General features: G+C 54.8%; 24 protein-coding genes. 7 read left to right on the top strand and 17 right to left on the bottom strand.

Features of this window, described 5'->3' with window-relative positions; all coding sequences use genetic code 11:
• Positions 1 to 9: 9 nt before the first annotated feature.
• On the bottom strand, positions 10 to 2280 hold the full coding sequence (gene metE, locus B1H58_RS08700) for a 5-methyltetrahydropteroyltriglutamate--homocysteine S-methyltransferase (protein WP_085069499.1): 2271 nt from the start codon (positions 2278 to 2280) through the stop codon (positions 10 to 12).
• A 233-nt stretch (positions 2281 to 2513) separates the two neighbouring features.
• On the opposite strand from metE, the gene metR reads away from it, so the two are divergent.
• Positions 2514 to 3437 (top strand): HTH-type transcriptional regulator MetR, encoded by a 924-nt coding sequence (gene metR, locus B1H58_RS08695; RefSeq protein WP_085069497.1) that lies wholly within the window; start codon positions 2514 to 2516, stop codon positions 3435 to 3437.
• Positions 3438 to 3815: 378 nt separating this feature from the next.
• On the opposite strand, the gene B1H58_RS08690 is transcribed toward metR, so the two are convergent.
• A complete protein-coding gene (locus B1H58_RS08690) occupies positions 3816 to 4661 on the bottom strand; it encodes a carboxylate/amino acid/amine transporter (RefSeq protein WP_085072263.1) in 846 nt (281 codons plus the stop codon).
• A gap of 370 nt (positions 4662 to 5031) precedes the next feature.
• Between B1H58_RS08690 and glpT the strand changes: the two genes are divergently transcribed.
• Positions 5032 to 6387, top strand: coding sequence for a glycerol-3-phosphate transporter (gene glpT / locus B1H58_RS08685; RefSeq protein ID WP_085069495.1), 1356 nt, complete (start codon positions 5032 to 5034; stop codon positions 6385 to 6387).
• Positions 6384 to 7436 (top strand): glycerophosphodiester phosphodiesterase, encoded by a 1053-nt coding sequence (glpQ, locus tag B1H58_RS08680; RefSeq protein WP_085069493.1) that lies wholly within the window; start codon positions 6384 to 6386, stop codon positions 7434 to 7436. The genes glpT and glpQ overlap by 4 nt, the downstream gene beginning before the upstream one ends.
• A 57-nt stretch (positions 7437 to 7493) precedes the next feature.
• Here the strand turns inward: glpQ and yigL are convergent, their stop codons facing one another.
• Together yigL and pldB are read right to left on the bottom strand one after the other, a co-directional pair.
• Complete coding sequence (yigL, locus tag B1H58_RS08675) at positions 7494 to 8294, bottom strand: sugar/pyridoxal phosphate phosphatase YigL (RefSeq protein ID WP_085069491.1); 801 nt, start codon at positions 8292 to 8294, stop codon at positions 7494 to 7496.
• A gap of 48 nt (positions 8295 to 8342) precedes the next feature.
• A complete protein-coding gene (gene pldB / locus B1H58_RS08670; RefSeq protein ID WP_085069489.1) occupies positions 8343 to 9335 on the bottom strand; it encodes a lysophospholipase L2 in 993 nt (330 codons plus the stop codon).
• A gap of 99 nt (positions 9336 to 9434) precedes the next feature.
• Between pldB and rhtB the strand changes: the two genes are divergently transcribed.
• Positions 9435 to 10058 carry a homoserine/homoserine lactone efflux protein gene (gene rhtB, locus B1H58_RS08665; protein ID WP_085069487.1) on the top strand — a complete coding sequence of 208 codons (624 nt, stop codon included), beginning with the start codon at positions 9435 to 9437 and terminating at the stop codon, positions 10056 to 10058.
• Between the two features lie 508 nt (positions 10059 to 10566).
• Here the strand turns inward: rhtB and rhtC are convergent.
• The 3 genes from rhtC to pldA form a co-directional block, all read right to left on the bottom strand.
• Complete coding sequence (gene rhtC / locus B1H58_RS08660) at positions 10567 to 11196, bottom strand: threonine export protein RhtC (RefSeq protein ID WP_085069485.1); 630 nt, start codon at positions 11194 to 11196, stop codon at positions 10567 to 10569.
• Between the two features lie 136 nt (positions 11197 to 11332).
• Positions 11333 to 13159, bottom strand: coding sequence for an ATP-dependent DNA helicase RecQ (recQ, locus tag B1H58_RS08655; protein ID WP_085069483.1), 1827 nt, complete (start codon positions 13157 to 13159; stop codon positions 11333 to 11335).
• 97 nt (positions 13160 to 13256) lie between these two features.
• On the bottom strand, positions 13257 to 14135 hold the full coding sequence (gene pldA, locus B1H58_RS08650) for a phospholipase A (protein WP_085069481.1): 879 nt from the start codon (positions 14133 to 14135) through the stop codon (positions 13257 to 13259).
• A 191-nt stretch (positions 14136 to 14326) separates the two neighbouring features.
• Between pldA and B1H58_RS08645 the strand changes: the two genes are divergently transcribed.
• The gene (locus B1H58_RS08645) at positions 14327 to 14797 is read left to right on the top strand and encodes a thioesterase family protein (RefSeq protein ID WP_085069479.1); all 471 of its coding nucleotides are present in this window, start codon (positions 14327 to 14329) and stop codon (positions 14795 to 14797) included.
• A 59-nt stretch (positions 14798 to 14856) separates the two neighbouring features.
• Positions 14857 to 15756, top strand: coding sequence for an EamA family transporter RarD (rarD, locus tag B1H58_RS08640; protein ID WP_085069477.1), 900 nt, complete (start codon positions 14857 to 14859; stop codon positions 15754 to 15756).
• Here rarD and B1H58_RS08635 read toward each other — a convergent pair.
• From B1H58_RS08635 to lptM, 9 genes are all read right to left on the bottom strand, one after another.
• Entirely contained in the window at positions 15736 to 16782 is a 1047-nt protein-coding gene (locus B1H58_RS08635; RefSeq protein ID WP_085069475.1) for an AbrB family transcriptional regulator, read from the bottom strand. The two genes, rarD and B1H58_RS08635, sit on opposite strands and share 21 nt — an antisense overlap.
• Positions 16783 to 16883: 101 nt before the next feature.
• On the bottom strand, positions 16884 to 17837 hold the full coding sequence (gene corA, locus B1H58_RS08630) for a magnesium/cobalt transporter CorA (RefSeq protein ID WP_085069473.1): 954 nt from the start codon (positions 17835 to 17837) through the stop codon (positions 16884 to 16886).
• Between the two features lie 144 nt (positions 17838 to 17981).
• Positions 17982 to 18038: a YsgD/CorL family protein gene (ysgD, locus tag B1H58_RS21290; RefSeq protein ID WP_418304150.1), complete on the bottom strand. Its 57-nt coding sequence runs from the start codon at positions 18036 to 18038 to the stop codon at positions 17982 to 17984.
• Between the two features lie 181 nt (positions 18039 to 18219).
• Positions 18220 to 20382, bottom strand: a complete 2163-nt coding sequence (gene uvrD / locus B1H58_RS08625; protein WP_085069471.1) for a DNA helicase II — start codon at positions 20380 to 20382, stop codon at positions 18220 to 18222.
• Positions 20383 to 20440: 58 nt separating this feature from the next.
• Positions 20441 to 21157, bottom strand: a complete 717-nt coding sequence (yigB, locus tag B1H58_RS08620; RefSeq protein ID WP_085069469.1) for a 5-amino-6-(5-phospho-D-ribitylamino)uracil phosphatase YigB — start codon at positions 21155 to 21157, stop codon at positions 20441 to 20443.
• Entirely contained in the window at positions 21157 to 22065 is a 909-nt protein-coding gene (xerC, locus tag B1H58_RS08615) for a tyrosine recombinase XerC (RefSeq protein WP_085069467.1), read from the bottom strand. The genes yigB and xerC overlap by 1 nt, the downstream gene beginning before the upstream one ends.
• On the bottom strand, positions 22062 to 22763 hold the full coding sequence (locus B1H58_RS08610) for a DUF484 domain-containing protein (RefSeq protein WP_085069465.1): 702 nt from the start codon (positions 22761 to 22763) through the stop codon (positions 22062 to 22064). Before B1H58_RS08610 ends, xerC begins: the two co-directional genes overlap by 4 nt.
• A complete protein-coding gene (dapF, locus tag B1H58_RS08605; protein WP_085072262.1) occupies positions 22760 to 23584 on the bottom strand; it encodes a diaminopimelate epimerase in 825 nt (274 codons plus the stop codon). The genes B1H58_RS08610 and dapF overlap by 4 nt, the downstream gene beginning before the upstream one ends.
• Before the next feature lie 29 nt (positions 23585 to 23613).
• A complete protein-coding gene (lptM, locus tag B1H58_RS08600) occupies positions 23614 to 23838 on the bottom strand; it encodes an LPS translocon maturation chaperone LptM (RefSeq protein WP_085069463.1) in 225 nt (74 codons plus the stop codon).
• Positions 23839 to 24006: 168 nt separating this feature from the next.
• Here lptM and cyaY point away from each other — a divergent pair, with 168 nt between their 5' ends.
• Positions 24007 to 24327 carry an iron donor protein CyaY gene (gene cyaY / locus B1H58_RS08595; protein WP_085069461.1) on the top strand — a complete coding sequence of 107 codons (321 nt, stop codon included), beginning with the start codon at positions 24007 to 24009 and terminating at the stop codon, positions 24325 to 24327.
• 61 nt (positions 24328 to 24388) lie between these two features.
• Here the strand turns inward: cyaY and B1H58_RS08590 are convergent, their stop codons facing one another.
• Complete coding sequence (locus B1H58_RS08590; RefSeq protein ID WP_157130159.1) at positions 24389 to 24766, bottom strand: hypothetical protein; 378 nt, start codon at positions 24764 to 24766, stop codon at positions 24389 to 24391.
• Positions 24767 to 24803: the final 37 nt, after the last annotated feature.

The following is a 24803-nucleotide window of genomic DNA, read 5'->3' as shown; positions in this document are numbered from 1 at the left end:
ACGCATAAATTAGCGGTTTTCTGCGCGCAGGTTCTGTGCTGCCTGCACCATATTGGCCAGCGCCAGGCGTGTTTCGGTCCAGCCACGCGTTTTCAGGCCGCAGTCCGGGTTCACCCACAGACGCTCTACCGGAATACGCTTCGCCGCTTTACGCAGCAGCGCTTCCATCCATTCAACGTCAGGCACGTTCGGCGAGTGAATGTCATATACGCCTGGGCCGATTTCATTCGGATACTCAAATTCCTCAAAGGATTCCAGCAATTCCATATCGGAGCGCGACGTTTCGATGGTAATCACATCGGCATCCAGCGCGGCGATGGAATCCATGATGTCGTTAAACTCGCAGTAACACATATGGGTATGAATCTGCGTATCATCCTGGGCAACGGCGGCGTTAAGACGGAAGGCATCCACCGCCCAGGTCAGGTAAGCGGCCCAGTCCGATTTGCGTAGCGGCAGACCTTCACGTAATGCCGGTTCGTCAATCTGGATAATACCAATGCCCGCTTTTTCCAGGTCTTCTACTTCATCACGCAGCGCCAGCGCAATCTGTTTAGCGATGGTTTCACGCGACACATCTTCACGCGGGAAAGACCAGCAAAGGATAGTTACCGGACCGGTCAGCATGCCTTTTACCGGCTTGCTGGTCAGTGATTGTGCATATTTCGCCCACTCAACGGTAATCGGTTCCGGGCGGCTGACATCACCGATAATGACTGGCGGCTTCACGCAGCGGGAACCATAGCTTTGCACCCAGCCATTTTGAGTAAAGACAAAGCCGTCCAGGTGTTCGCCAAAATATTCCACCATGTCGTTACGCTCAGCTTCGCCATGAACCAGCACATCCAGTCCCAGGCGCTCCTGCTCAGCGATAGCCTGTTTGATGTGTTCAGCAATGCCGGTACGGTAACGGTTGCCGTCGAGACGTCCCTGCTTGAAATCAAGGCGAAGCCCGCGGATTTCCGTGGTCTGCGGGAAAGAGCCGATAGTGGTGGTTGGCCATGCCGGCAACTGAAAACGCTGACGCTGTGCTTTAGCGCGCTCGGCGTAGCTGCTTTTACGTTCGCTGTCCTGTGCGTTAATTGCTGCCAGACGCTGAGCGACCGCCGCGTTATGAACGCGTGCAGAGCTACGGCGCGCACGGATCGGGGCACTCCACGCTTCCAGCGAAGCTGCATCATTGTTGTTCAGCGCCTGACTCAGCAGCGCCAGCTCACCGCACTTCTGTAGCGCAAAGGAGAACCAGCTTTTCACTTCTTCATCCAAGCGGGTTTCGCTATTCAGATCGATTGGACTGTGCAGCAGCGAGCAGGAAGAACCGAGCCACAGCTGTTGACGCTGGCTTACCAGCGGCTGCAGGCGCTCAAACCAGGCGCTGAGATCGGCGCGCCAGACGTTACGTCCATTGATCACGCCCAGTGACAGCAGCCAGGAGGCGGGGATTTGCTGGTTCAGGCTGGTAATATCATCTTTGCCATGCACCAGATCGACATGCAGTCCCTGCACCGGCAGTTCGCGGATAGTATTGATATTCTGCCCGATGCTATCGAAATAGGTGGTAAGCAACAGTTTGCTGTGGCCCTGTAGCGCTGCGTAGGCTGGTTTGAACGCTTCCAGCCACGCCTGCGGCAGCTCCAGCACCAGCGCTGGCTCATCGATCTGCACCCATTCAATATCGCGTTTCGCCAGTTCGGCCAGCACCTGCTGATAAACGGGCAGAATATCCTTCAGCAACGTCAGACGATCGAACTGTTCACCTTTTACTTTACCTAACCACAGATAAGTTACCGGGCCCAGCAAAACCGGCTTCACTTTATGGCCCAGCGCCAGCGCCTCGTCCACTTCATCCAGCAACTGCGTCCAGCTCAGGCGGAACTGCTGCCCTTTGCTGAACTCCGGCACCATATAGTGATAGTTGGTGTTAAACCATTTGGTCATTTCAGCGGCAGCAGCGGGTTCGCCGGTTGGCGCACGACCACGACCAATACGGAACAGCGTATCCAGATCTACTGAACCGTCACTGTTCTGATGACGCGCCGGTACATTGCCCAGCAGCAGGCTGGTGGTCAGCACGTGATCGTACCAGGCGAAGTCGCCTACCGGCACCAGATCCACACCCGCTTCTTTTTGCTGCTGCCAGTGGCGAGCACGTAGCTCACGCCCCACTTCCAGCAAATCCTGTTCGCTGCTGTTGCCGGCCCAGTAGCTTTCCTGCGCTTTTTTCAGTTCACGGCGCAGGCCGACACGAGGAAAGCCAAGCGTGTGATTTAAAATAGTCATACTGTTTCTCCATTAAAGCTTAATGATGTAGCGGTATCGGCACAGTCAGTTTACGTACGACCAGCGCAACAGCCGGGGCGCGATGCCGTTTCTCGGGTTGCAAAACCCTGCCCGAACGTAAAATGACGGGCCGACTGGGATGTTTAGCCGTCCAGATGTTTACACCGCTATAATCTGCAGGTACTGTATATTCCTCAAGCGCAAATTGTTCATTGTCGATGTGAAGGACTCTCATGATCGAAATCAGGCACCTGCGAACGCTGCAGGCTCTCAGAAATACCGGCTCTCTGGCCGCAGCGGCAGCGCAGCTTCATCAGACTCAGTCGGCGTTATCTCACCAATTCAGCGATCTGGAGCAACGCCTCGGTTTCCGCCTGTTTGTGCGAAAAAGTCAGCCGCTGCGCTTTACGCCGCAGGGAGAAATTTTGTTACAGCTGGCAGAACAGGTGCTTCCGCAGATTCAGCAGGCGCTGCAGGCCTGTCATGAGCCGCACCAGGCCACGCTGCGTATCGCTATTGAATGTCATAGCTGTATTCAGTGGCTGACGCCGGCGCTGGATACATTTCGTCAAAGCTGGCCGCAGGTGATGATGGACTTCAAATCAGGCGTCACCTTCGATCCCCAGCCAGCCCTGCAGCAGGGTGAACTGGATGTCGTGCTGACGTCAGATATCCTGACGCGTAGCGGGCTACACTATTCGCCAATGTTTGATTTCGAGGTGCGTCTGGTGCTGGCACCGGATCATCCGCTGGCGAAGGCAGCCACCATCACGCCGGAAGATCTGGCGCATGAGGTTTTGATGATTTATCCGGTACAGCGTCAGCGGCTGGATATCTGGCGGCATTTTTTACAGCCTGCTGGCGTTAGCCCGGCGCTGAAAAGCGTTGATAACACGCTGCTGCTGGTGCAAATGGTCGCGGCGCATATGGGTATAGCCGCTCTGCCGCACTGGGTAGTGGAAAACTTTGAGCGTCAGGGCCTGATTACCACTAAAACGCTGGGCGCAGGTTTATGGAGCCGTCTTTATGCCGCCGTCCGGGATGGCGAGCAGCGGCAACCGGTGATTGATGGCTTTATCCGCTCTGCTCGTCAGCACGCCTGCCAGCATTTGCCTTTTGTAAGGGACGCGTCGCGCAATGCATTGCCCACGGGATAAGTTTTCATGTCGGACAGATAAATTCAGCCATCTGGCGTAAAAGTAACCTTATTTTGGGTTGATTGATCAACTAGAAGCTGACGCGTAGTTAATTGACGATAAAGCCCTGAAACGCATAATCCCACCGGGGAGAGGTCATTTCCCCTATATGGAAATAGCCATCAAGAGGGATTCATCATGAAAGTATTAACACAACAGAAGTTCAGGTAGTCAGCGGCGCAGGCCGGATACAAGAGACATTATCCGGTGCGTACGGCAATTTCTTTTTGCATACCGTTAATGTGCTGAACAAGCTATTTGACGTGGGTTATAAGGTCGGCGTGATCGGCGAATAAAGCAGTTAATACCGGCGTTATGTTCACGCCGGTATTTTTTTGCTTAACGAACCCAGCGTCGATGGATCCATAAAGAGGCGATAATAAGCCCGCCGCCAACAATAAATGGCGGCCAGTCCGGTTGCTCCTGCCAGATAGCCAGGTTAACCAACAGTCCCGCAGGAACATGCATGTTGTTCATAATGCCCAGCGTTCCGGCATCGACCTGCGTTGCGCCATAGTTCCACATAAAATAACCCAGCCCCGACGCTGCAATGCCCAGCCAAATCAGAATGCCCCATTGCAGTTGAGTGGTAGGTAATTTTTGCGGATTACCCCAAAGAAACCACGCGATAATCGCTATCAATACTGCGCCCATATAGAACCAGGAAAAAGCAGTATGCTGCGGCATCGGGCGCGTTTCCTGCAGACGCTTGTAGCCCACCATGCCAATGGCAAAGCAGATATTTGCCAGCTGCACCAGAATCAATCCTGTCCAGAAATGATCGCTGAGCTGATCATAACGAATAATTGCCGCGCCCAGCACCGCTAACAGCGCGCTAAACAGATAGCCCATGCGCACGCCGCGCCCACTGAGCAGATCGTAAATCAACGTGATATAGAGCGGGGTCATCACAGTGAATAGCAAAAATTCCGGTACGGTCAGATAGAGGTAAGCTTCAAAGCTCAGCAGATACATTATGCCCAGCTGCATCATGCCCACCAGCATATAGAGCAGCAGCGTAGAGGCGCGGTAACCACGCCAGCGCAGGAAAGGCAAAAACACCAGCGCCGCCAGCATCAGACGCACCAGAACGGCAAAGACGCTGTCCACCTGCCCCGCCAGGTAAACGCCAATCAGGCTAAACGAAAATGCCCACAGAATAGTGGTGATTATGAGTAACGCCACATTACGCATCCATTAGTTAAACAGAACGCCATTGTAGCGGAATGCGCCTGCGCGTTAGTGGATATCTGGTTTACATCTGTACACTTTACCATCACTCATGCCGTCCTTACCTGGCGATGCGCGAAAGCGAAAGTCTGTGGTTCGGTTAAAAAAAGCGTTTTTAACCTGAGTCAGGCAGCGCATAAAGCGGGTTTTTGTGACGAGCTTTACAACGTCTTGTCATAAAAGTGTAACATTTGCGCCCTGCCTCACAGACCCCTTTCTTTGCAGCCCCTATTCTTTGCGCGAAATGGAACATCCTTCATTCAAAAACCTTTTTTCGCTCATTTAGTGAGTGTTTAAAACCATTTTGCGTCTCCGGAGACCGTTTATGCTTAGCATTTTTAAGCCAGCACCTCATCAATCACGTGTCGCTACGGATCGTACCGATCCGCTTTATCGTCGTTTGCGCTGGCAAATTTTTATCGGCATCTTTTTTGGTTATGCCGCTTACTATCTGGTTCGCAAAAACTTTGCGCTGGCGATGCCTTATCTGGTGGAACAGGGGTTTTCACGCGGCGATCTCGGCTTTGCGCTGTCCGGTATTTCTATCGCCTATGGCTTTTCAAAATTTATTATGGGCTCGGTTTCCGATCGCTCTAATCCACGCTTTTTCCTGCCCGCCGGGCTGATTTTAGCTTCGCTGGTCATGCTGTTCATGGGATTCGTTCCCTGGGCGACCTCCAGCATTCTGGTGATGTTTGGGCTGCTGTTTCTCTGCGGTTGGTTTCAGGGAATGGGCTGGCCGCCGTGCGGGCGTACGATGGTGCACTGGTGGTCGCAAAAAGAACGTGGCGGCATTGTTTCCGTCTGGAACTGTGCGCATAACGTTGGCGGCGGTATTCCTCCCCTTCTGTTCCTGCTGGGTATGGCATGGTTTAACGACTGGAAAGCAGCGCTCTATATGCCAGCCTTTGCTGCCATTATCGTTGCGCTGATCGCATTTGCTTTGATGCGCGACACGCCGCAGTCATGCGGGCTGCCGCCGATTGAAGAGTATAAAAACGATTATCCGCCTGACTATAACGAACAGCACGAACAGGAATTAACCGCAAAACAGATTTTTATGCAGTACATCCTGCCCAATAAACTGCTGTGGTATATCGCGCTGGCGAACGTTTTTGTTTATCTGCTGCGCTACGGCATTCTCGACTGGTCGCCGACCTATCTGAAAGAGGTAAAACATTTCACCCTGGATAAATCGTCATGGACCTACTTCCTGTATGAATATGCGGGGATCCCCGGCACGCTGCTGTGCGGCTGGATGTCAGATAAGGTATTTAAAGGCAACCGCGGCGCAACCGGCGTATTCTTTATGACGCTGGTGACCATTGCCACGGTGATTTACTGGCTCAATCCGGTCGGTAATCCTGGTGTTGATATGGCCTGTATGATTGTTATCGGCTTTCTGATTTATGGTCCGGTGATGCTAATCGGGTTGCATGCGCTGGAGCTGGCGCCGAAGAAAGCCGCAGGAACCGCCGCAGGCTTTACCGGCCTGTTTGGTTATCTCGGCGGCTCAGTCGCGGCCAGCGCTATTGTTGGCTATACCGTTGACTACTTTGGCTGGGACGGCGGTTTTCTGATTATGATCGGCGGTTGCGTGCTGGCGGTCATTCTGCTGCTGCTCACCATGCTGAGTGAAAACAAACACAAACAACGGCTGCAGCAGGAGGAGAGACAATGAAAATAAATCCGTTACTGGCGGCGCTGTTACTTAGTATCGCCTACGGCACAAGTGCGCAAATTGATGACAAGCTGGTGATTGCCCATCGCGGTGCCAGCGGCTATCTCCCGGAACATACGCTGCCCGCCAAGGCAATGGCCTATGCGCAGGGCGCGGATTTTCTGGAGCAGGATCTTGTCATGACCAAAGACGATCGTCTGGTGGTGCTGCACGATCACTATCTCGATCGCGTTACCGATGTCGCGGATCGTTTCCCTCAGCGCGCGCGCAAGGATGGCCGCTACTATGCCATTGATTTTACGCTGGCGGAGATCCGCAGCCTGCGCTTTACCGAAGGCTTTACGTTTAAAGATGGCAAAAAGGTGCAAACCTGGCCGGGCCGTTTCCCGGGCGGAAAATCCACTTTCCATATTCATACTTTTGAAGAGGAAATTGAATTTATTCAGGGACTGAACCACTCGACCGGCAAAAATATCGGTATCTACACCGAGATCAAAGCCCCGTGGTTTCATCATCAGGAAGGCAAGGATATCGCCACCAGCGTTTTGCAGGTACTGAAGCAGTATGGCTATCGCACTAAGCAGGATAATGTCTGGCTACAGTGTTTCGATTTCAATGAGCTAAAGCGCATTAAAAATGAGCTGGAGCCAAAGATGGGCATGGATCTCCGGCTGGTTCAGTTGATTACCGAAACCGATTCACATGAAACAGAAGAGTTAAAACAGGGGAAATGGGTCAATTACAGCTACGACTGGATGTTTAAGCCAGGCGCGATGCAGGAGCTGGCGAAGTATGTTGATGGCATTGGCCCCGATTATCATCAACTGTTCAGCGCCGATTCAAAACCAGGGGACATTCGTCTGACCCCTTTAGCGCAGGAGGTGCACGCCAGTGATTTACAGATCCATCCCTATACGGTACGTGCCGATCGGCTGCCGCCTTACGCAACGGATATTAATCAGCTGTTTGATGCGCTGTATAACAAAGCGCAGGTTGACGGGGTGTTTACCGATTTTCCGGATAAGGCCGTACGCTTTTTAGAACGTTAATAAAAAAGCCAGGGCGCTGATGAAGCACCCTGGCTGCATTATTGTTAATTTTTTCGATCAGCCCAGAAACAGCTCGCGCAGTTTACGCGGCACTGCATCTTCCGCATTAGAGCCAATCACTTCCATTTCCGGCAGAAGGTCTTTCAGACGCTGATGCGCGTTGCGCATGATGTAGCCTTTTCCGGCCATGATCAGCATCTCTTTATCATTCATGCCGTCGCCAAAGGCGATAGAGGATGCCAGCGAGTAACCCAGTAGTTTTGAGACTTCTTCCAGCGCATGGCCTTTTGAAACGCCGCCCGCCATCACTTCCAGGCAGGTCGGGAAAGAGAAACTGACGTTAACCCGATCGCCCCAGCGAGCCAAAATCGCCTCTTCCAGCGGCACCAGTTTTTCAGCATCATCGCAGATAAAAAAGACTTTGCTGATGCCGTCAGTGGGCAGCACGCCTGGCTCATAAACCTGGTAGGTAAAGACCGATTCACGGAAGTAGCGCTCTTCTTCCGGGCGATGACGGTTAAGAAACCACTCATCGTTGCGGTAGACGTTGGTCAGGATTTCGGCATCGTCATATTTGAGCGCATAGAGTTCGCGAGCGATATCTTCATCGAGGTTATGGCTAAAAATCAGCTCGCCAGCGGTGTTGTGTACGCGCGCGCCATTGGAGGTGATCATATACGCTTCGATTTCCAGGTTATCACGCATTTGTGACACATCGACATGATGACGACCGGTGGCGAAAACAAAGTGTACGCCACGCGCAGTGAGCAAGCGGAGCGTTTCTTTGGTGTATGGCGTTAAACGATGATCGGGAGAAAGCAGGGTGCCATCCAGATCGGAAGCAACTACGTGGTACATGAAAACCTCTGGTTTCGAAGAGAGTGATAAGGTTCTGAGTAGTGCAATTTATTCATGCCGCGCGAAGAAATCGACGATGGCATGTAAAGCCTCGGCGCGCATATTGTCTTTTTCAAACAGGATCTCATGACGCGCGCCTTCAATAACATAGGGTTTGCCGCCCTCGCAGGGATGGCCAGCGGCCTGCATTGCCGCACAGAAAAGGTCTTGTGAGCGGTTATCCACGACTTTATCATCGCCAGCCTGCAGCAGCAGCAGCGGCGTGCTGATGGTCGCCGCCTTGTTCAGGATGTTTTGTCCTGCCTGTATGCCTTCGCGCACCCAATGATAGGTTGGCCCGCCAACCCGAATCGCAGGGTCATCTGCATAGAAGCGCAGGCTGCGCCTGTAACGTTCACGGCTGTGCGTTAACAGATTCAGGCTGAACGGGCGCACCCGCCATTTGCCGGTTCCCAAAGCATAACCATCGCGCATCGCCGGGCGTTTTTCCGCCCACTCAAGGATCCGATGCGCCATCCAGGCGGGCATGGGTAAATAGATGCCGAACATCGGTGAAGCCAGTACCGCAGCGTTAAATGCGGTGGGATTCCGCGCCAGCAATAGCGTCAGAATGGCGCCACCCATCGAATGCGCCAGCGCATAGCGCTGCCGATAGTGTCCGGCGATCAATTCTTTCAGGTAGAGCGTTTCTAAATCATCGACATAGTGATCGAAGTGCACAACATGGCCGCGATGCGCATCTTTTAGCAGCCGCCCCGACCGCCCTTGTCCACGATGATCGACGATGATGACATCATAGCCGCAGTGCCAGAGATCGTAAGCCAGCTCTGGATATTTGACGTAGCTTTCAATGCGTCCCGGCACGATCAGTATGACTTTATCGTGTTTCGGCGATGTGAAGCGCACATAGCGAATCGGTACGTTTTCTACGCCAGTAAATTCGCACTCCTGACGCCGGTGCCAGAAATCAAGCAGCGGCCCGGTGGCAAAAGCAGCAAACGCCTGCTCGCGTGTTGGCCAGTGTTTTTTATGACTGGTCATAGCTCGACTCCCTTACAGCTTTCGGCATGCCGCCGCCGTAGCGCAACCGCTGGCAATGGCGTATTGTGGCACAATTCTGCGCAATCAGGGAGCGTTACCATGACTATTGAATGGTGGATGACTTATCTGTTAACCACCGTCATTCTTAGCCTGTCGCCCGGTTCGGGAGCGATAAATACCATGAGCACCAGCATTAGTCACGGCTACCGCGGTGCGGCGGCATCTATTGCCGGTTTGCAGGTTGGGCTGGGCATGCATATCGTGTTAGTGGGGATTGGGCTGGGTGCGCTGTTTTCCCGCTCGCTGCTGGCATTTGAGGTTTTGAAATGGGCGGGTGCCGCTTATTTGGTTTGGCTGGGCATTCAGCAGTGGCGGGCCGCAGGAGCGATCGATTTGGATGCGGTTGCTGAGGCGATGCCGCGCCGCCGTCTTTTTCAGCGTGCAGTGTTAGTGAACCTGACTAATCCCAAGAGTATTGTTTTTCTCGCGGCGCTGTTTCCGCAGTTTATTATTCCGCATCAACCGCAGGCGGCACAGTATTTGGTTTTAGGTGTGACGACCATTGTGGTGGATGTGGTGGTGATGATCGGTTATGCCACGCTGGCGCGGCGTATTGGCGTCTGGATTAAAGGGCCGCATCAGATGAAGCTGTTAAATCGGGTGTTTGGCGGGCTGTTTGTTGCCGTAGGAGCGCTGTTGGCTTCCGCACGACGTATGGCTTAGAAAGAGCTGGAGCGGCAGAGAATCAGATGCTCAGGTTCCGCTCAGCGGGGGCAGGCAGCTACGTAAAGACGCCGTGAATCCATCCCTGGAGGCTCCGCCGCGTCATCCATGACGCGGAGGCTTTACTCCGCTGACTGCCCCCGCTTCCCTGGCTTCGGTGTCTGCCGCTTCCCTGAATACTTGCTTTGCGGTTAGAGGCCGTTGGTGTCGCAGCCAGTTGCTGGACGGCCAGCACACAGCGATCCGAGCGTATAATAATACGTGAGGAAGCGAGTACTGCCCGGTCAGAAAATGGCAAGTAAACCAGGCCGTACCTGTTAGCACACGGCCAGCACACAGCGATCCGAGCGTACCCTACGTGAGGAAGCGAGTACTGCCCGGTCAGCAAATGGCAAGTAAACCAGGCCGTACCTGTTAGCACACGGCCAGCACGCAGCGATCCGAGCGTACCCTACGTGAGGAAGCGAGTACTGCCCGGTCAGCAAATGGCAAGTAAGCCAGGCCACACCTAGCGGGAGAGGATCAGGTGGATACCGAACCCGGCGAACAACACCCCTGCCATGCCATCGATCCATTTCGCCATACGCTGATACTGGCGACGCATCCAGGGGAGCGCGAAGACCGCCGCCACCAGCGTAAACCAGGCGAACGTTTCGCTGATAATCAGCACGAACAGTCCCCAGCGCACGCCTGCGGAGACATCATCGCCAACAAACAGTGAAAAAACGCTGCCGAAATAGATAACCGCTTTAGGGTTAGAAAGATTAGTCAGGAAGCCTTTGAGAAAACTGTGCCCTTTTTTTGCCAGCTCCACCTGCACTTCCGCATTTTCTGCAGCGGGTTGATGATGCTGCCGACGCGCCGAGCGCATCAGCTGCCAGCCCAGCCAGGTTAGATAGATCCCGCCGCATACCATAATCACTTCGTGCAGCCACGCCATTTTTTGCAGGATCAGATGTAACCCCATCAGCGCGACGCCAGCCCAGATAACAATGCCCAGCGTAATGCCCAGCACGCCCATCATCGCCTCTTTACGGGAGCGACTGGCAGCAGTTTGCGAAACAAAAAAGAAGTCTGGTCCGGGGCTCATCAGTGCAACCAAATGCACTGCAGCGACGGTAAGAAAAAGCGCGAGCATAACAGTTTCCTTGCCGGTAAATGAAACGGGACAGCCGTCTGGCTATCCCCGGGTGCCTGTGATTATTACGCCAAAGGCTATTCTGTTCATCTGTTATCTGCAGTAATTGCTGCACGCACGATTTTTAGGGTGGGTTTTACTCTTCACCATCCACATGTTCGCGGATCATTACCAGGAAAGGTTTACCAAAACGCTCCAGCTTACGATGTCCGACGCCGTTGACGCTGAGCATTTCCGAGGCGGTAATTGGCATCTGTTCCGCCATCTCAATCAGCGTTGCATCGTTAAACACCACATAAGGCGGAATATTCTCTTCATCGGCGATCGCTTTACGCAGCTTGCGCAGTTTAGCGAATAGCTTGCGATCGTAATTGCCGCCGTAGCTTTTCTGGTTGTTGTATTTCGGCTTAACGGTGACCAGACGCGGCACGGCCAGCATCAGCGGCGCTTCACCCCGTAAAATCGGCCTCGCCGCCTCGGTAAGCTGTAGCGCCGAATGTAGCGTGATGTTCTGTGCCACCAGCCCCAGATGAATCAGCTGGCGCAATACGCTGACCCAGTGCTCGTGACTTTGCTCGCGACCAATACCATACACCGGCAGCTTATCGTGCCCCTGGTCGCGAATGCGCTGGTTGCTGGCACCGCGCAGTACTTCCACCACGTATCCCATGCCGAAACGCTGACCAACGCGGTAAATCGTAGAGAGCGCCTTTTGCGCCTCAACCAGGCCATCATAGCGTCGTGGCGGATCGAGACAAATATCGCAGTTGCCGCATGGTTGCTGGCGACCTTCGCCAAAATAGTTCAGCAGCACCAGACGGCGGCAGGTTTGCGCTTCGGCAAAAGCGCCCATCGCATTAAGCTTATGGCGTTCGATATCCTGCAACGGGCCGGGCGCCTTCTCTTCCAGACAGCGACGCAGCCAGGCCATATCCGCCGGATCGTAGAGCAGCATCGCCTCGGCCGGCAGGCCGTCACGTCCGGCGCGGCCGGTTTCCTGATAGTAAGATTCGATATTACGTGGAATATCAAAATGCACCACAAAGCGCACGTTGGGCTTGTTGATGCCCATACCGAAAGCGACAGTCGCCACCACGATTTGTAAATCGTCGCGCTGAAAAGCCTCCTGTACCTGAGCTCGATGCGCATTGTCCATTCCGGCATGATAGGCGCCAACGCTCAGACCGCGGCTTTGCAGGCGGGCGGCCGTGTCTTCTACTTTGGCCCGGCTGTTGCAGTAAATGATGCCGCTTTTGCCGCGCTGATCCTGTACGTAACGCAAGAGCTGCTCGGTAGGCTTGAATTTCTCTACCAGCATATAGCGAATATTGGGCCGGTCGAAGCTGCTGATCTGAATCAGCGGATCCTCAAGCTGCAGCAACCGAACAATATCGTTACGGGTGGTTTCGTCGGCGGTGGCCGTTAAGGCCATCACCGGCAGCGCTGGAAAACGCTGGCGCAGCTGACCCAGCGCACCATATTCCGGGCGGAAATCGTGGCCCCACTGGGAAATACAGTGCGCTTCGTCTACCGCCAGCATCGCCGGGTTCCAGCGCGTCAGGCTGTCGAGGAAGTTATCCATCATCAGGCGTTCCGGCGCGATATACAGTAATCGCACCTCGCCGCTACGGCATCCCGCCATCACCGCCTGCTGCTCTTCCCGCGTTTGCGATGAGTTCAGGCATGCTGCCGCCACGCCATTCGCCAGCAACTGATCGACCTGATCTTTCATCAGCGAGATAAGCGGAGAAACGACCAGCGTCAGGCCGTCGCGCAGCAAGGCCGGAATTTGATAACAGAGCGATTTTCCGCCGCCGGTGGGCATCACTACCAGACAATCCCGGCCGCTCAGCGACGCCTGAATGATGGTTTGCTGCCCGGGGCGAAACTGCTGATAGCCGAAGGTATCACGTAATACCTGTTCAGCCAGCGCTTCGTGATTGATTACTGCCGCCGTAGACACGTCTTCCCCGTATTGCACTGCATAATGATGACTTGACGGGCGGCATGCCGCCCGAAGAGAGAATAGCTAAGTGACAGACCCGCCGGGCGGGCCTGGATCAGAACAGATCGTTTAAGGTTACGCCAACGCCGACGCGAGTCTGGCGGTGATTATAATCGATTAACGATTCGCCGTAGCCACTAAATACCTGGGTATAAAAACGCACATGCTCGCTAATCGGATAGCTCCAGCCCAGCTCCGCGCCGCCGTAACCGGTATTCCAGTTATAGGTGCCCTGAATGCTGAAAATGCTGTCGCCCATCTGGTAGCCCAGTTTGGCGCGATAGTAACCCATGTATTTAGTGATGTCAGGGTTATCATCGCTGCTGGAGCCTTCCGGCAGGCGATACCAGGGCTTAATTTCCGCCAGGAAGTTGCCGTTTTGCGCCATCAGGCGCGCATAAACGCGGTTCCAGCTGCGGGAAGTGGGATCGGAGCGCCCATTGGACTGATGACTAAAGCCAAACTCCACATCGCGCAGCGTCCAGCCGGCCAACGAGTAATCCGTTGCCCAACCGAGAAAAATTTGTGGTTCGTAATTCGTTTCACGGAAAGGCGATGACTCGCCACGGTTAGAGAGCTGCCACCAGGAACGTTGGGTATAAGAAGCGGCCAGCACCGAATTATCGCCCAGAATACCGCGCCATAAAGGAAACGCCAGGCTGAGCTGGAATTGTACCTCATCCTTTTTCGCGTTGTCAGCCCAATCATAGGACTCAATGGCTTCTCTGTTAAGGTCGCTGGTCCAGGTATAGAGCAGATAGTTGCGTTCATAGGGATACAGCACAAAGGGATTATCATGTTTTTCCAGCAGGTTAGCGATAATGCTGCCGCGTACCGCTGGGGCATCATGTATTTCCTTGACGGTGGCTTCTTTAGCCTGCGCCAGTACGGGCAGTAATAAAGCCGCCGCAACTAATCCTCTTAGCATCCGCATAGTATTCTCCGGTGAAGCGCTGTGTGCCATTCAAAGGGCCATTATGTAAAAAAAGCAGGCCATTCTACACACAATTTCCGGATGAATTCAGCGCTGTTTTCTGAAAGTGGAAAGCACTTTCCTGGCAGCATAGAATACACAATTTGTTAACATGATCGCACATTACGCATGGGCTTCAGGAAAAACCTTTTATGTCAGAGACTCAGTTAACTTCGGCAGCGGCACGTCAGCTTATTGGCGAGACATTTGTTTATCATATGCCCTTTAATCAGGCGCTCGGCCTGGAGCTAAAACGCCTTGATGCCGATTACGCCGAACTGCGTTTTGCCAATAAAACGATGCTGGTGGGCAATGCAGCTCAACAGATTTTGCACGGTGGCGTTATTGCCTCAGTACTGGATGTGGCGGCGGGCCTGGTGTGCGTCACTGCCTCGCTGACGCGACATGAGAAGATTACCGAACAGGAATTACGCCAGCGCCTGGCGCGCATGGGAACCATTGATCTGCGCGTAGATTATTTGCGGCCCGGACGCGGCGAGCATTTTATTGCCGCCAGTAGCTTACTGCGCGCCGGCAATAAAATTTCCGTGGCGCGTGTCGAGTTGCATAACGATGCGGACGTTCATATCGCCAGCGCTACCGCAACCTATCTGGTCGGCTAATTTTAACCGCTGCGCCCGCTTTTCCTTTACACTGGCGCCTTTACCCCGAGAACAAGGTGATGGATACACAACAAACGCGCCAGGGCATTCTCTGTGCGCTGTGCGCTTATTTTATCTGGGGCATAGCGCCCGCCTATTTCAAACTGCTTCAGGAAGTGGCTCCCGGCGAGATCATGACGCATCGCGTTATCTGGTCGGCGCTGTTTATGCTGGGGCTTATCTCACTGACCCGCAGCTGGCGGCGCGTAAGATCGGTCATTCAGCAGCCCAAAAAAGTGCTCCTGCTGGCGCTCTCCGCCACGCTGGTCGGCGGCAACTGGCTGCTGTTTATCTGGGCAGTAAATAATCATCATATGCTGGAGGCCAGCCTGGGATATTTTATTAATCCTCTGCTGAACGTGGTCATCGGCATGGTGTTTCTGGGCGAACGTTTTCGGCGCATGCAGTGGGTTGCGGTGGCATTGGCGACCTGCGGCGTACTGGTACAGCTGTGGAAGTTTGGTTCACTGCCAATTATCGCGCTGGGACTGGCGTTGAGCTTTTCCCTGTATGGGCTGGTGCGTAAGAAAATTGCGGTAGATGCTCAGAGCGGGATGTTGATTGAAACATTATGGCTGTTTCCGCTGGCGTCGATTTATCTGTTTGGCATTGCCGACAGTGCCACCAGCCATCTCGGCAACAATAGCGCCTCGCTCAACCTGTTGCTGATTGCCGCCGGGGTCGTCACCACCGTTCCACTGATGCTGTTCACCGCCGCCGCCACGCATCTGCGACTGTCGACGCTGGGCTTTTTTCAATATCTCGGCCCTACGCTGATGTTCCTGCTGGCGGTGCTGTTTTATGACGAAATCATGACGCCAGATAAAGCAGTCACCTTTGGCTTTATCTGGCTGGCGCTGGCGCTGTTTATTATTGATGCGCTCTATACCCTGCGCCGGTCAGGAACGCGCAAAGCGTGATATAAAACGCGCCAGCGCCGGACCGGTAAGTAAAATGGTAAACAGCCGAAGGGTTTGCAGCGCCATAACAAAAGCGATATCAACGCGGCTCCCTGCCGCGATAATCGCCACGGTATCCAGCCCGCCAGGGCTGGTTGCCAGATAAGCAGTCAGCAGATCGATATCCAGCAGCTTCGTCAGCATCCAGGCCATTGCGCCGCACAACAGCATTAACCCGATAATAGAGGCAAGCATCTGCGGTAACGTGCGCAGCGCCAGACGAAATATCGGGCGCGTAAAACGTAGCCCAACCGACCAGCCGATTAATGCGTAGGCGGTCGCCAGCAACCACTCCGGCACCTGTAGCTCTACTGTCCCGCTGCTTTGCAGGGCCGCGCCCGCCAGTGCAGGCAGCAGCAGCGCGCCGGAAGGGATGCGAAAGCGCTGCCCCAGAAACGCTCCCAGCAGCACAATGCCCAGCGTAATAACAAAACGCATATCCAGCGGCGGAAACCAGAGCTGCGGCGCGGCATGCTGCGCATCATCACCCAAACCGATACGCGCCACCATCGCTGCCGCGGTGGCGACAAACAGCACACGCAGATACTGCATAAACGCTACCAGCCGCGCATCAGCGCCATAATCCGCGGCCATCGCCACCATCGCTGATGCTCCGCCTGGCGAAGAACCCCACGCGCCGGTTGGCCCGGGCAAATCACTGTAGCGCACCAGCAAGAAGCCAGACAGTCCGCTGGCTGCCAGCGTCAGCAGCAGAACCGTCAGCACGATCGGCCAGTCGGCAATCAGCGGCTCGATCACCGAGGGCGACAGGCTTTGCGCAATCATGCAGCCCAGCACTGCCTGACAGAGAATAAACAGCCGCTTATCAATACGCAGCGTCGCGCCCAGCAGCCCCATGGCTACGCCGACGATCATCGGACCCAGCAGCAGCGCGGCCGGTACATGAAAATATTGCAGTATAAAACCCAGCAGCAGGGAAACGCCGATAAGCGTTAACCACTGCTGATTGCGCGAGAGCTTTTCCATAGATAAGGAACGATCTTAGAGGCTTGAAAAACGTAAGGTTACGTCCAACCCATCGGGAATACCAGCAACAACAGGCCGGCGAAGATCTCCGGCCGGCAGCGTTAAAGCCAGTTTTTACGTTTGAAGTAGAGGTAGGGTGCCAGTCCGGCGAGGATCATCAGGCCGATGGCGGCAGGATAACCAAAACTCCATTTCAGCTCCGGCATAAACTCAAAGTTCATGCCGTAACTTGAGGCCACCAGCGTCGGCGGCAGGAACACCACCGATACCACCGAGAAGATTTTGATAATGCGGTTCTGCTCGATGTTGATAAAACCCATTGCCGCCTGCATCAGAAAGTTAACCTTCTGGAACAAGGATTCATTGTGCGGCAGCAGGGATTCGATATCGCGCAGGATTTCCCGTGCCTGTTCCAGCTGGTTATTAGGCAAGCGCGCCTTACGCACCAGGAAATTCAGCGCACGCTGGGTATCCATCAGACAAAGGCGAACTTTCCAGCCAATATCTTCCAGCTCCGCCAGCGTAGAGAGCGCCTGATCGAACTCATCGCCCTGCTGCCCTTCCATAATCACCCGGCTTAGCTTTTCCAGATCGCTGTAGATATTTTCAATCTCATCCGCCAGCTGTTCAATTTTGGTTTCAAACAGATCCAGCAACAGTTCATAGGCGTTGCCGTCAATCAGCGTCTGACTGCGGGCGCGCATACGATAGAGACGAAACGCCGGCAGCTCGCGCTCGCGCAGCGTATAGAGACGCCCTTCGCGAATCGTAAAGGCGACAGTGGCGTTGCCTGCGTGATCTTTGGCATCTTCATAGAAAAAGAAGGAGTGAATATGCAGGCCATCTTCGTCTTCAAAAAAACGCGCGGAGGCTTCGATATCTTCCAGTTCGGGACGGGTCGCCAGGCTTTGACCCAATTCATTTTGTACGCGCTCGCGTTCTGCTTCTTCGGGCTCGATCAAATCGACCCAAACCGAAGAAACCAGATCTTCTGGCGTATCTTCCAGCTCCAGGCGTGTAAGGCGGCTGTGATCCAGTTTAAAAGCGCTCAGCATAGCAGTACTCCCAATGGGTCATTCAAACGGGACAATACGCCAGAACACAGAAACCTGAGTTTCAGTCGGTGGTAAACGCTAACTCGTGCGACGGGAAATGCGGTCGCTGACAACCACAAAGGCTATCAGCATAAGAGGATGGCCTTAGGGGTTGTACCTGTTAATAAGGTAGGTGAGCCAGCATCGACTGGGAGTGTCCAAGGCGAAAGTCCTCTTAGGGTGATGGTGCGCGCATGTTACGCTGAGACGAAAAAGGCGTCAAGCGAAGCAGGACGCCGCCAGCGGCAGCGTCCGGACTTTTCAGCAACGGGAGAAAATTGTCGTCTGGCGCGCATGCGGCCAGACAAGAGCAGGCTGCGCCAGATTAGCGCGGCGGCAAATGCTATACCGCTTCAAGCCGTGCATAGGCGGCCACCAGCCATTTAATGCCCTGTCCCTGAAATGCGACCTGCAGACGGCTGTGATCGCCGCTGCCTTCAAGGTTGATGATGGTGCCTTCGCCAAACTTGGCATGGCGCACGCGCTGCCCCAGCGTAAAGCCGCTGTCATTCTGCGCCACGGGTGTGCCCATCCGCTGATGGTTGACCGGGCGGCTAATGCTGGCGCGCAGGCGTACCTCATCCACACACTCTTCCGGCAGTTCACCGATAAAGCGCGACGGGCGATGATAAACTTCCTTCCCGTAGAGCCGACGCGTTTCCGCATAGGTTAACGTCAGCTTTTTCATTGCGCGGGTAACGCCAACGTAGGCGAGACGGCGCTCCTCTTCCAGCCTGCCGCCCTCGTCGAGCGCCATCTGGCTGGGGAACATCCCCTCTTCCATCCCGACAATAAAGACCTGGCTGAACTCCAGCCCCTTGGCGGCATGCATAGTCATCAGCTGGGCCGCATCCTGCCATTTATCAGCCTGACCTTCGCCCGCTTCCAGCGCCGCGTGCGACAGAAACGCCTGCAACGGCATCAAATCTTCATCTTCGTCCTGATAGCTGTACTGACGCGTAGCGTTCACCAGCTCTTCTAAGTTTTCGATGCGCGCCTGGCCCTTCTCGCCTTTTTCCTGCTCATACATCAGCCACAGGCCGGAATCTTTGATCACCCGGTCGGTTTGAATATGCAGAGGCAGCTCCGCCGTTTCCTGCGCCAGCGAATCCACCAGTTCGGTAAAACGCTGCAGCGCCGAAGCGGCGCGGCCGGCCAGCGCCTTTTCCTGCAGCAACTCGCGGCTCGCCTGCCATAACGTTAGCTGACGGTCACGCGACGCCTGACGCACCACGTCCAGCGTGCGATCGCCAATGCCACGCGTTGGCGTATTCACCACACGCTCAAAGGCGGCATCATCGTTACGGTTGGCGATCAGGCGCAGGTAGGCCAGCGCATCTTTGATCTCCTGACGCTCAAAGAAGCGCATGCCGCCGTAAATACGATACGGCATACTGGCCTGCAGCAGCGCCTCTTCCAGCACACGCGACTGGGCGTTGCTGCGATAAAGAATCGCACAATCGCTGAGCGCGCCGCCGTTCTCCTGCCACACTTTGATACGGTTCACCACAAAGCGCGCTTCATCCAGCTCGTTAAAAGCGCAATAGAGCGAGATCGGTTCACCGTCGCTGCCGTCGGTCCACAGCTCTTTTCCCAGTCGGCCATGGTTGTTGGCAATCAGGGCGTTGGCGGCCTTCAGGATATTATTGGTGGAGCGATAGTTTTGCTCCAGACGGATGGTTTCTGCGCCGCGAAAATCGTTCAGGAAACGCTGAATGTTTTCCACCTGCGCGCCGCGCCATCCATAAATGGACTGATCGTCATCGCCAACGATCATCACCCGGCTGCTGTCGCCAGCCAGCATCCGAATCCAGGCGTACTGGATATTGTTGGTATCCTGGAATTCATCCACCATGATGTTGGTGAAGCGTTCACGATAGTGGTTAAGAATGTGCGGCTTATTCAGCCACAGCTCATGGGCGCGCAGCAGCAGCTCGGCAAAATCAACCAGCCCGGCACGATCGCACGATTCCTGATAGGCCTGATAAATGCGCAGCCAGGTTTGCTCCACCGGATTGCCGTAGCTTTCAATATTCTGAGGACGCAAACCCTCATCTTTTTTGCCGTTGATGTACCACATTGCCTGACGCGGCGGCCACTGTTTTTCATCCAGATTCATTGCCTTGATCAGCCGCTTCAGCAGGCGCAGCTGATCTTCGCTGTCGAGAATTTGAAAGTCCTGCGGCAGGCGAGCGTCAAGGTGATGGGCGCGCAACAGGCGATGCGCCAGACCGTGGAACGTGCCGATCCACATGCCGCCCTGACTGGTGCCGATCAGCTGCTCAATACGATGACGCATCTCTGCGGCGGCTTTATTGGTAAAGGTCACCGCCATAATCGAGTAGGGCGAGCAGTTCTCTACCGTCAGTAGCCAGGCGATACGATGCACCAGCACGCGTGTCTTGCCACTGCCCGCGCCTGCCAGCACCAGCAGGTTATTGCGTGGAGCCGCCACGGCTTCGCGCTGTTTATCATTCAGGCTGTTTAGCAGGTCAGAAACGTCCATAAGCACCGTCAGTCAGGAGAATCGCTCCAGCAAAATCACTGGATATTTGTACAGAAGATTATATCAGCGCCGTCAGCGATGCCAACTGCGTAATTTCTACATGCGGCAATAGCCGCGCATCGTCAATCTGCATCAGGTTGCCCTCACGCAGATTGATCCAGCAGGCCTGCATGCCGTAGCGCACCGCGCCAGCCACGTCGGTCGTGAGATCGTCACCCACGTGCAGGATATTTTCCGGCGCGAGTTTTAATCGCTGCGCCGCCAGATGATACATATCCTGATACGGTTTCGCGCGCCCGTGCGGGCCGGCACGCAGCACAAACTGAAAATAGCGGTCAAGACCGAACAGATGAGGTTCGGCGTTGCCGTTGGTTATCGCCACCAGCGGAACCCGCTCCGCCAGCGCCGCCAGCGCCACGTGCGTTTCCGGCGGGACATCAACCTGGCTACGCCAGTGGGCGAACACTTCCATAACCTTATCCGCGCCTTCCTGCGCCTCGGCAGGCGTCAGGCCGATATTCAGCATCGCCAGTTCCACGGTGCGTCGTCGCCATTCCGTGACGTCATGACAGATATCAGGTTCCTGCGTCAGCAGTTGATTGCGCAGCTGCTGATAGGCTTCCACTGAAAAATCATGCAGATCGGGATGCCATGACTGCAAAAAGCGGTGCGATTCTCGCGTGGTTTTCAGGATCACCGGATGGTTGTCATACAGCGTGTCATCCAGATCGAAAGTAATCGCTTTGATCGGCTGCAGCCGACGGTAAAAATGCATCAGGATTTTCCTCGTTTGGCGCGTGGATGCGCCTCATCATACACTGACGCCAGGTGCTGAAAGTCGAGATGGGTGTAGATTTGCGTTGTCGAGAGGCTGGCATGACCCAGTAGCTCCTGTACCGCACGTAAATCACCGCTGGATTCCAGCATATGCGTGGCAAAAGAGTGGCGCAGCTTGTGAGGATGAACGTGGCTGCTGACGCCTTGCTTAACACCCCATTCGGCGAAGCGCTTCTGCACATTGCGCACCGAAATACGCTTGCCTTCTTTTGAGATGAACAGCGCATCGCCGTCAGGCGCGAAGCCTGCACGCAGCGTTAGCCACTTTTCGATCCATTCAACCGCCGTGCGCCCAATGGGCAAGCGTCGTTCTTTGCTGCCTTTGCCGGTAACCCAGACTTCACCCGCTTCCAGATCGAGATGGCGCAGATCGATACCAACCAGCTCGGAAAGACGCAGCCCTGCGCCATACATCACTTCCATCATGGCGCGGTCACGCACCGCCAGTGGATCATTTTGGTCAATGCTCAATAACTGATTAACTTCATCGACATCAATATTCTTCGGCAGATGTCGCGGCGCGCGCGGCGTGGCAATACCTTTGGCCGGATTGGCCTTCAGCACGCCCTGGCTGACCAGCCAGTCTAAAAAACTGCGCAGGGCGGAAAGCCGCAGCGCCAGGCTCGCCGGCTGTAAACCTGCACGACGCCCTTTTGCCGCCAGCGACCGCACATGCATCGGTTCCAGCTGCGTCCAGTCAGTGATGTTCATTTCACTGACCTGTTCCGTCAGCACCGCAAGCTGGCGCGCATAGTTTTCATGCGTTAACGGGCTGAGCTGGCGCTCTACCTGAACATAACGCAAGAAACCGTCCACGGCGGCCTGCAGCGGCACGATCGTATTCATGCGCGCGCTATCCAGCGGTTCAACAGTTCCGGCAGCATCAGCGCCAGATAATGCAGCAGCAGCGTGCCCTGTCCGGGCTGATAGTGATGCATATCGCGACTGCTGAAGATCAATACGCCCAGGTCGCCACGTTCGCCAAACAGCGACATCGCCACCGAACCCACCGAGCGCGCCTGCGGCAACAACAGCAACAGCTCCGGCCCGTTCAGGCTGCCCAGATAGTGCTGCTCTTTACCCAGCAGCTGAATACGCACGGGTTCAAACGCCTGCCGCGATAGCGCCAGTTGCGTAAAGCTCGACGGTGCGCCCAACTGCCAGCGGTCGCTGAATAGCCGTACATCCGCCCCGGCCAGGCCTAAATCACGCGCCCAGCGTTGCAGGCGGTTCAGCATATCCTGTAACGACGGCGCGGAGGCCAGGTGGCTTTGCAGGCTAAGCAGGCGATCAAATAACTGGTGATTCGCAGATGCCTGCTCCATCAGCTGAGTAATCTCTTCTTCCAGCTGTTGAATATGGTTACGCTGCCGCGCCATATGCCATTCCACCAGCGATACGGTGCCGCGCACCGGATGCGGCACCGCTATTTGTTCCACCTGGCGCGCATTGCGAATAAAAAAGTCCGGATTTTGCCGCAGGTAGTCACCTACCGCTTCGTCGTTTAGCATCAGCTCTGAGGCTGTCTCTTCGACATTTTTCATAAATGAATAAACCCATCGTAGACATGCGTGGCCGGTCCGGTCATATAGAGCGGATTCCCCGGCCCTTTCCAGGCGATGTGCAGCGTGCCGCCGGGCAGATCGACACGCACTTTTTCCGCCAGTAATCCCTGCTGTATGCCGCTGGCAACTGCCGCACAGGCCCCGCTGCCGCAGGCCTGCGTCTCTCCCGCGCCGCGCTCGTAAACGCGCAGACGGATATGTTCCGGGCTAACCACTTCCATGAAGCCGACGTTTACCCGCTCCGGGAAACGCTCATGGCTTTCCAGTATCGGTCCCAGCGTCTCTACCGCCGCCGTTTTGACGCTGGCAACCTGGATAACGCAATGCGGATTGCCCATAGAAACTACGCCAAACATCAGCGTCTGCTCAGCGACGCGCAGCAGGTAAAGGTTTTCCGCCTTATTGGCGCGAAACGGCACCTGCTGAGGCTCAAAATTCGGTTCGCCCATATTTACACGCACCAGCTCGTCACTGTTGACGCTCAGCACCATACGTCCCGTTTGCGTGCTGACCCGGATATCGCTTTTATTCGTCAGCCCTTTGAGCCGCACAAAGCGGGCAAAACAACGCGCACCGTTGCCGCACTGCGCCACTTCGCTGCCGTCGGCGTTAAAAATCCGGTAGTGAAAATCAAGATCGGGATCGTACGGCGGCTCAACGATCAATAATTGATCGAAGCCTACGCCCAGATGACGATCCGCCAGGCGGCGGATCAGCTCCGGCGAGAAATAGACATTTTGCGTGACGGCATCAACGACCATAAAGTCATTACCAAGACCGTGCATTTTCGAGAACTGCATTTTCTGCTCCGCCGGCTGGGCCATCATGATTACTGCGTCGCTTGCATATCCGCATCCGGGCTGGTCAGGTTAGTGTCCTGTTGGCCATCCGGCTGGGTCGCCGTTGAAGAAGAAGTAGACTGCCCGGCCGATGGCTGTGGTGAACTCTGTTTCGGCTTATCCTGCGGCGGAAAATAGAGCGGCCCTTTCAGTCCGCAGCCGGCCAGGCTGGTTAACGCCAGCGCCATTGCCAGCCGACAAAGGATTTTCTTCATGGTATTCCTGCTTATGATTGATGCATGTTCATGGTTGCTTATCATCGCAGCTGACTTTGGAAAAGCAACAGGAAAAGGTGACGTGATGTGCTGCATCTCGCTCTTATCAGACGATGTTGCAACGGCTCCCGGCGCGTTATACTCGACCAAAACATAAAGGAAGCAACGATGAAAGACAGTGAATTTCACCAGTTAGTCGACGACCTGATGTTAACGCTGGAAGAGCAGCTTGACGCTTACGAGGGCGACAGCGATATCGATTATGAACTCCATGCCGGAATTATGACGCTTACGTTTGAGAACGGCAGCAAAATTATTATCAATAAACAGGAGCCGCTGCACCAGGTATGGCTGGCGACCAAAGGTGGCGGCTACCATTTCGATTATCAAAACGGCAGCTGGATTTGCAACCGCAGCGGCGCTGAATTCTGGCAGCTGCTGTCGGAAGCCTGTAGCGCGCAGGCGGGCGAAAAGATCACGTTGAGTTAAGCGCTTGCCGGGTCTGAGCCTGGGACGGTTTAAGAGGCAAAGCCCCAGCGGGGGCTTTGTTCTAGAAGCTGTATTTTGTTAAGTGGATAACCTGCTGCTCTTTACTTTGCCATATATAAAATTCAGTTTTCCGCTGCCCCTCTCTTTCCCAGTGCCCGCCCCCCTCATCGTCAGGGACATATTGATATCCTAAAGCCACCAGATAGTTTTCTAACGCAGCGGTATCCGTTGCACCATTAAAAACAATCCTGCTCATTTCTGGCGAAGGGCCGTCCATCATCCCATAGCGAAAGTAATAATCATCCGAAATACGCGGCGCATCTTTGATCTCTTTATCAACATAAGAGTAATAAAGCCATCGGTCGCTCTGTTTAAAGCCCTCTTCAGCTAACCCCATCATTTTACAGTCGGCTAAAACCAGGGCGATAACCATCACCACCGTTAACCCCAGCGTGCGCGTTAGCCATTTCATATTT

It is taken from the genome of Pantoea alhagi (assembly GCF_002101395.1).
In the GTDB taxonomy this organism is placed as follows: domain Bacteria; phylum Pseudomonadota; class Gammaproteobacteria; order Enterobacterales; family Enterobacteriaceae; genus Mixta; species Mixta alhagi.
Note: the sequence above shows the minus strand (reverse complement) of the source record. Positions and strands in the feature narration are given on the sequence as shown.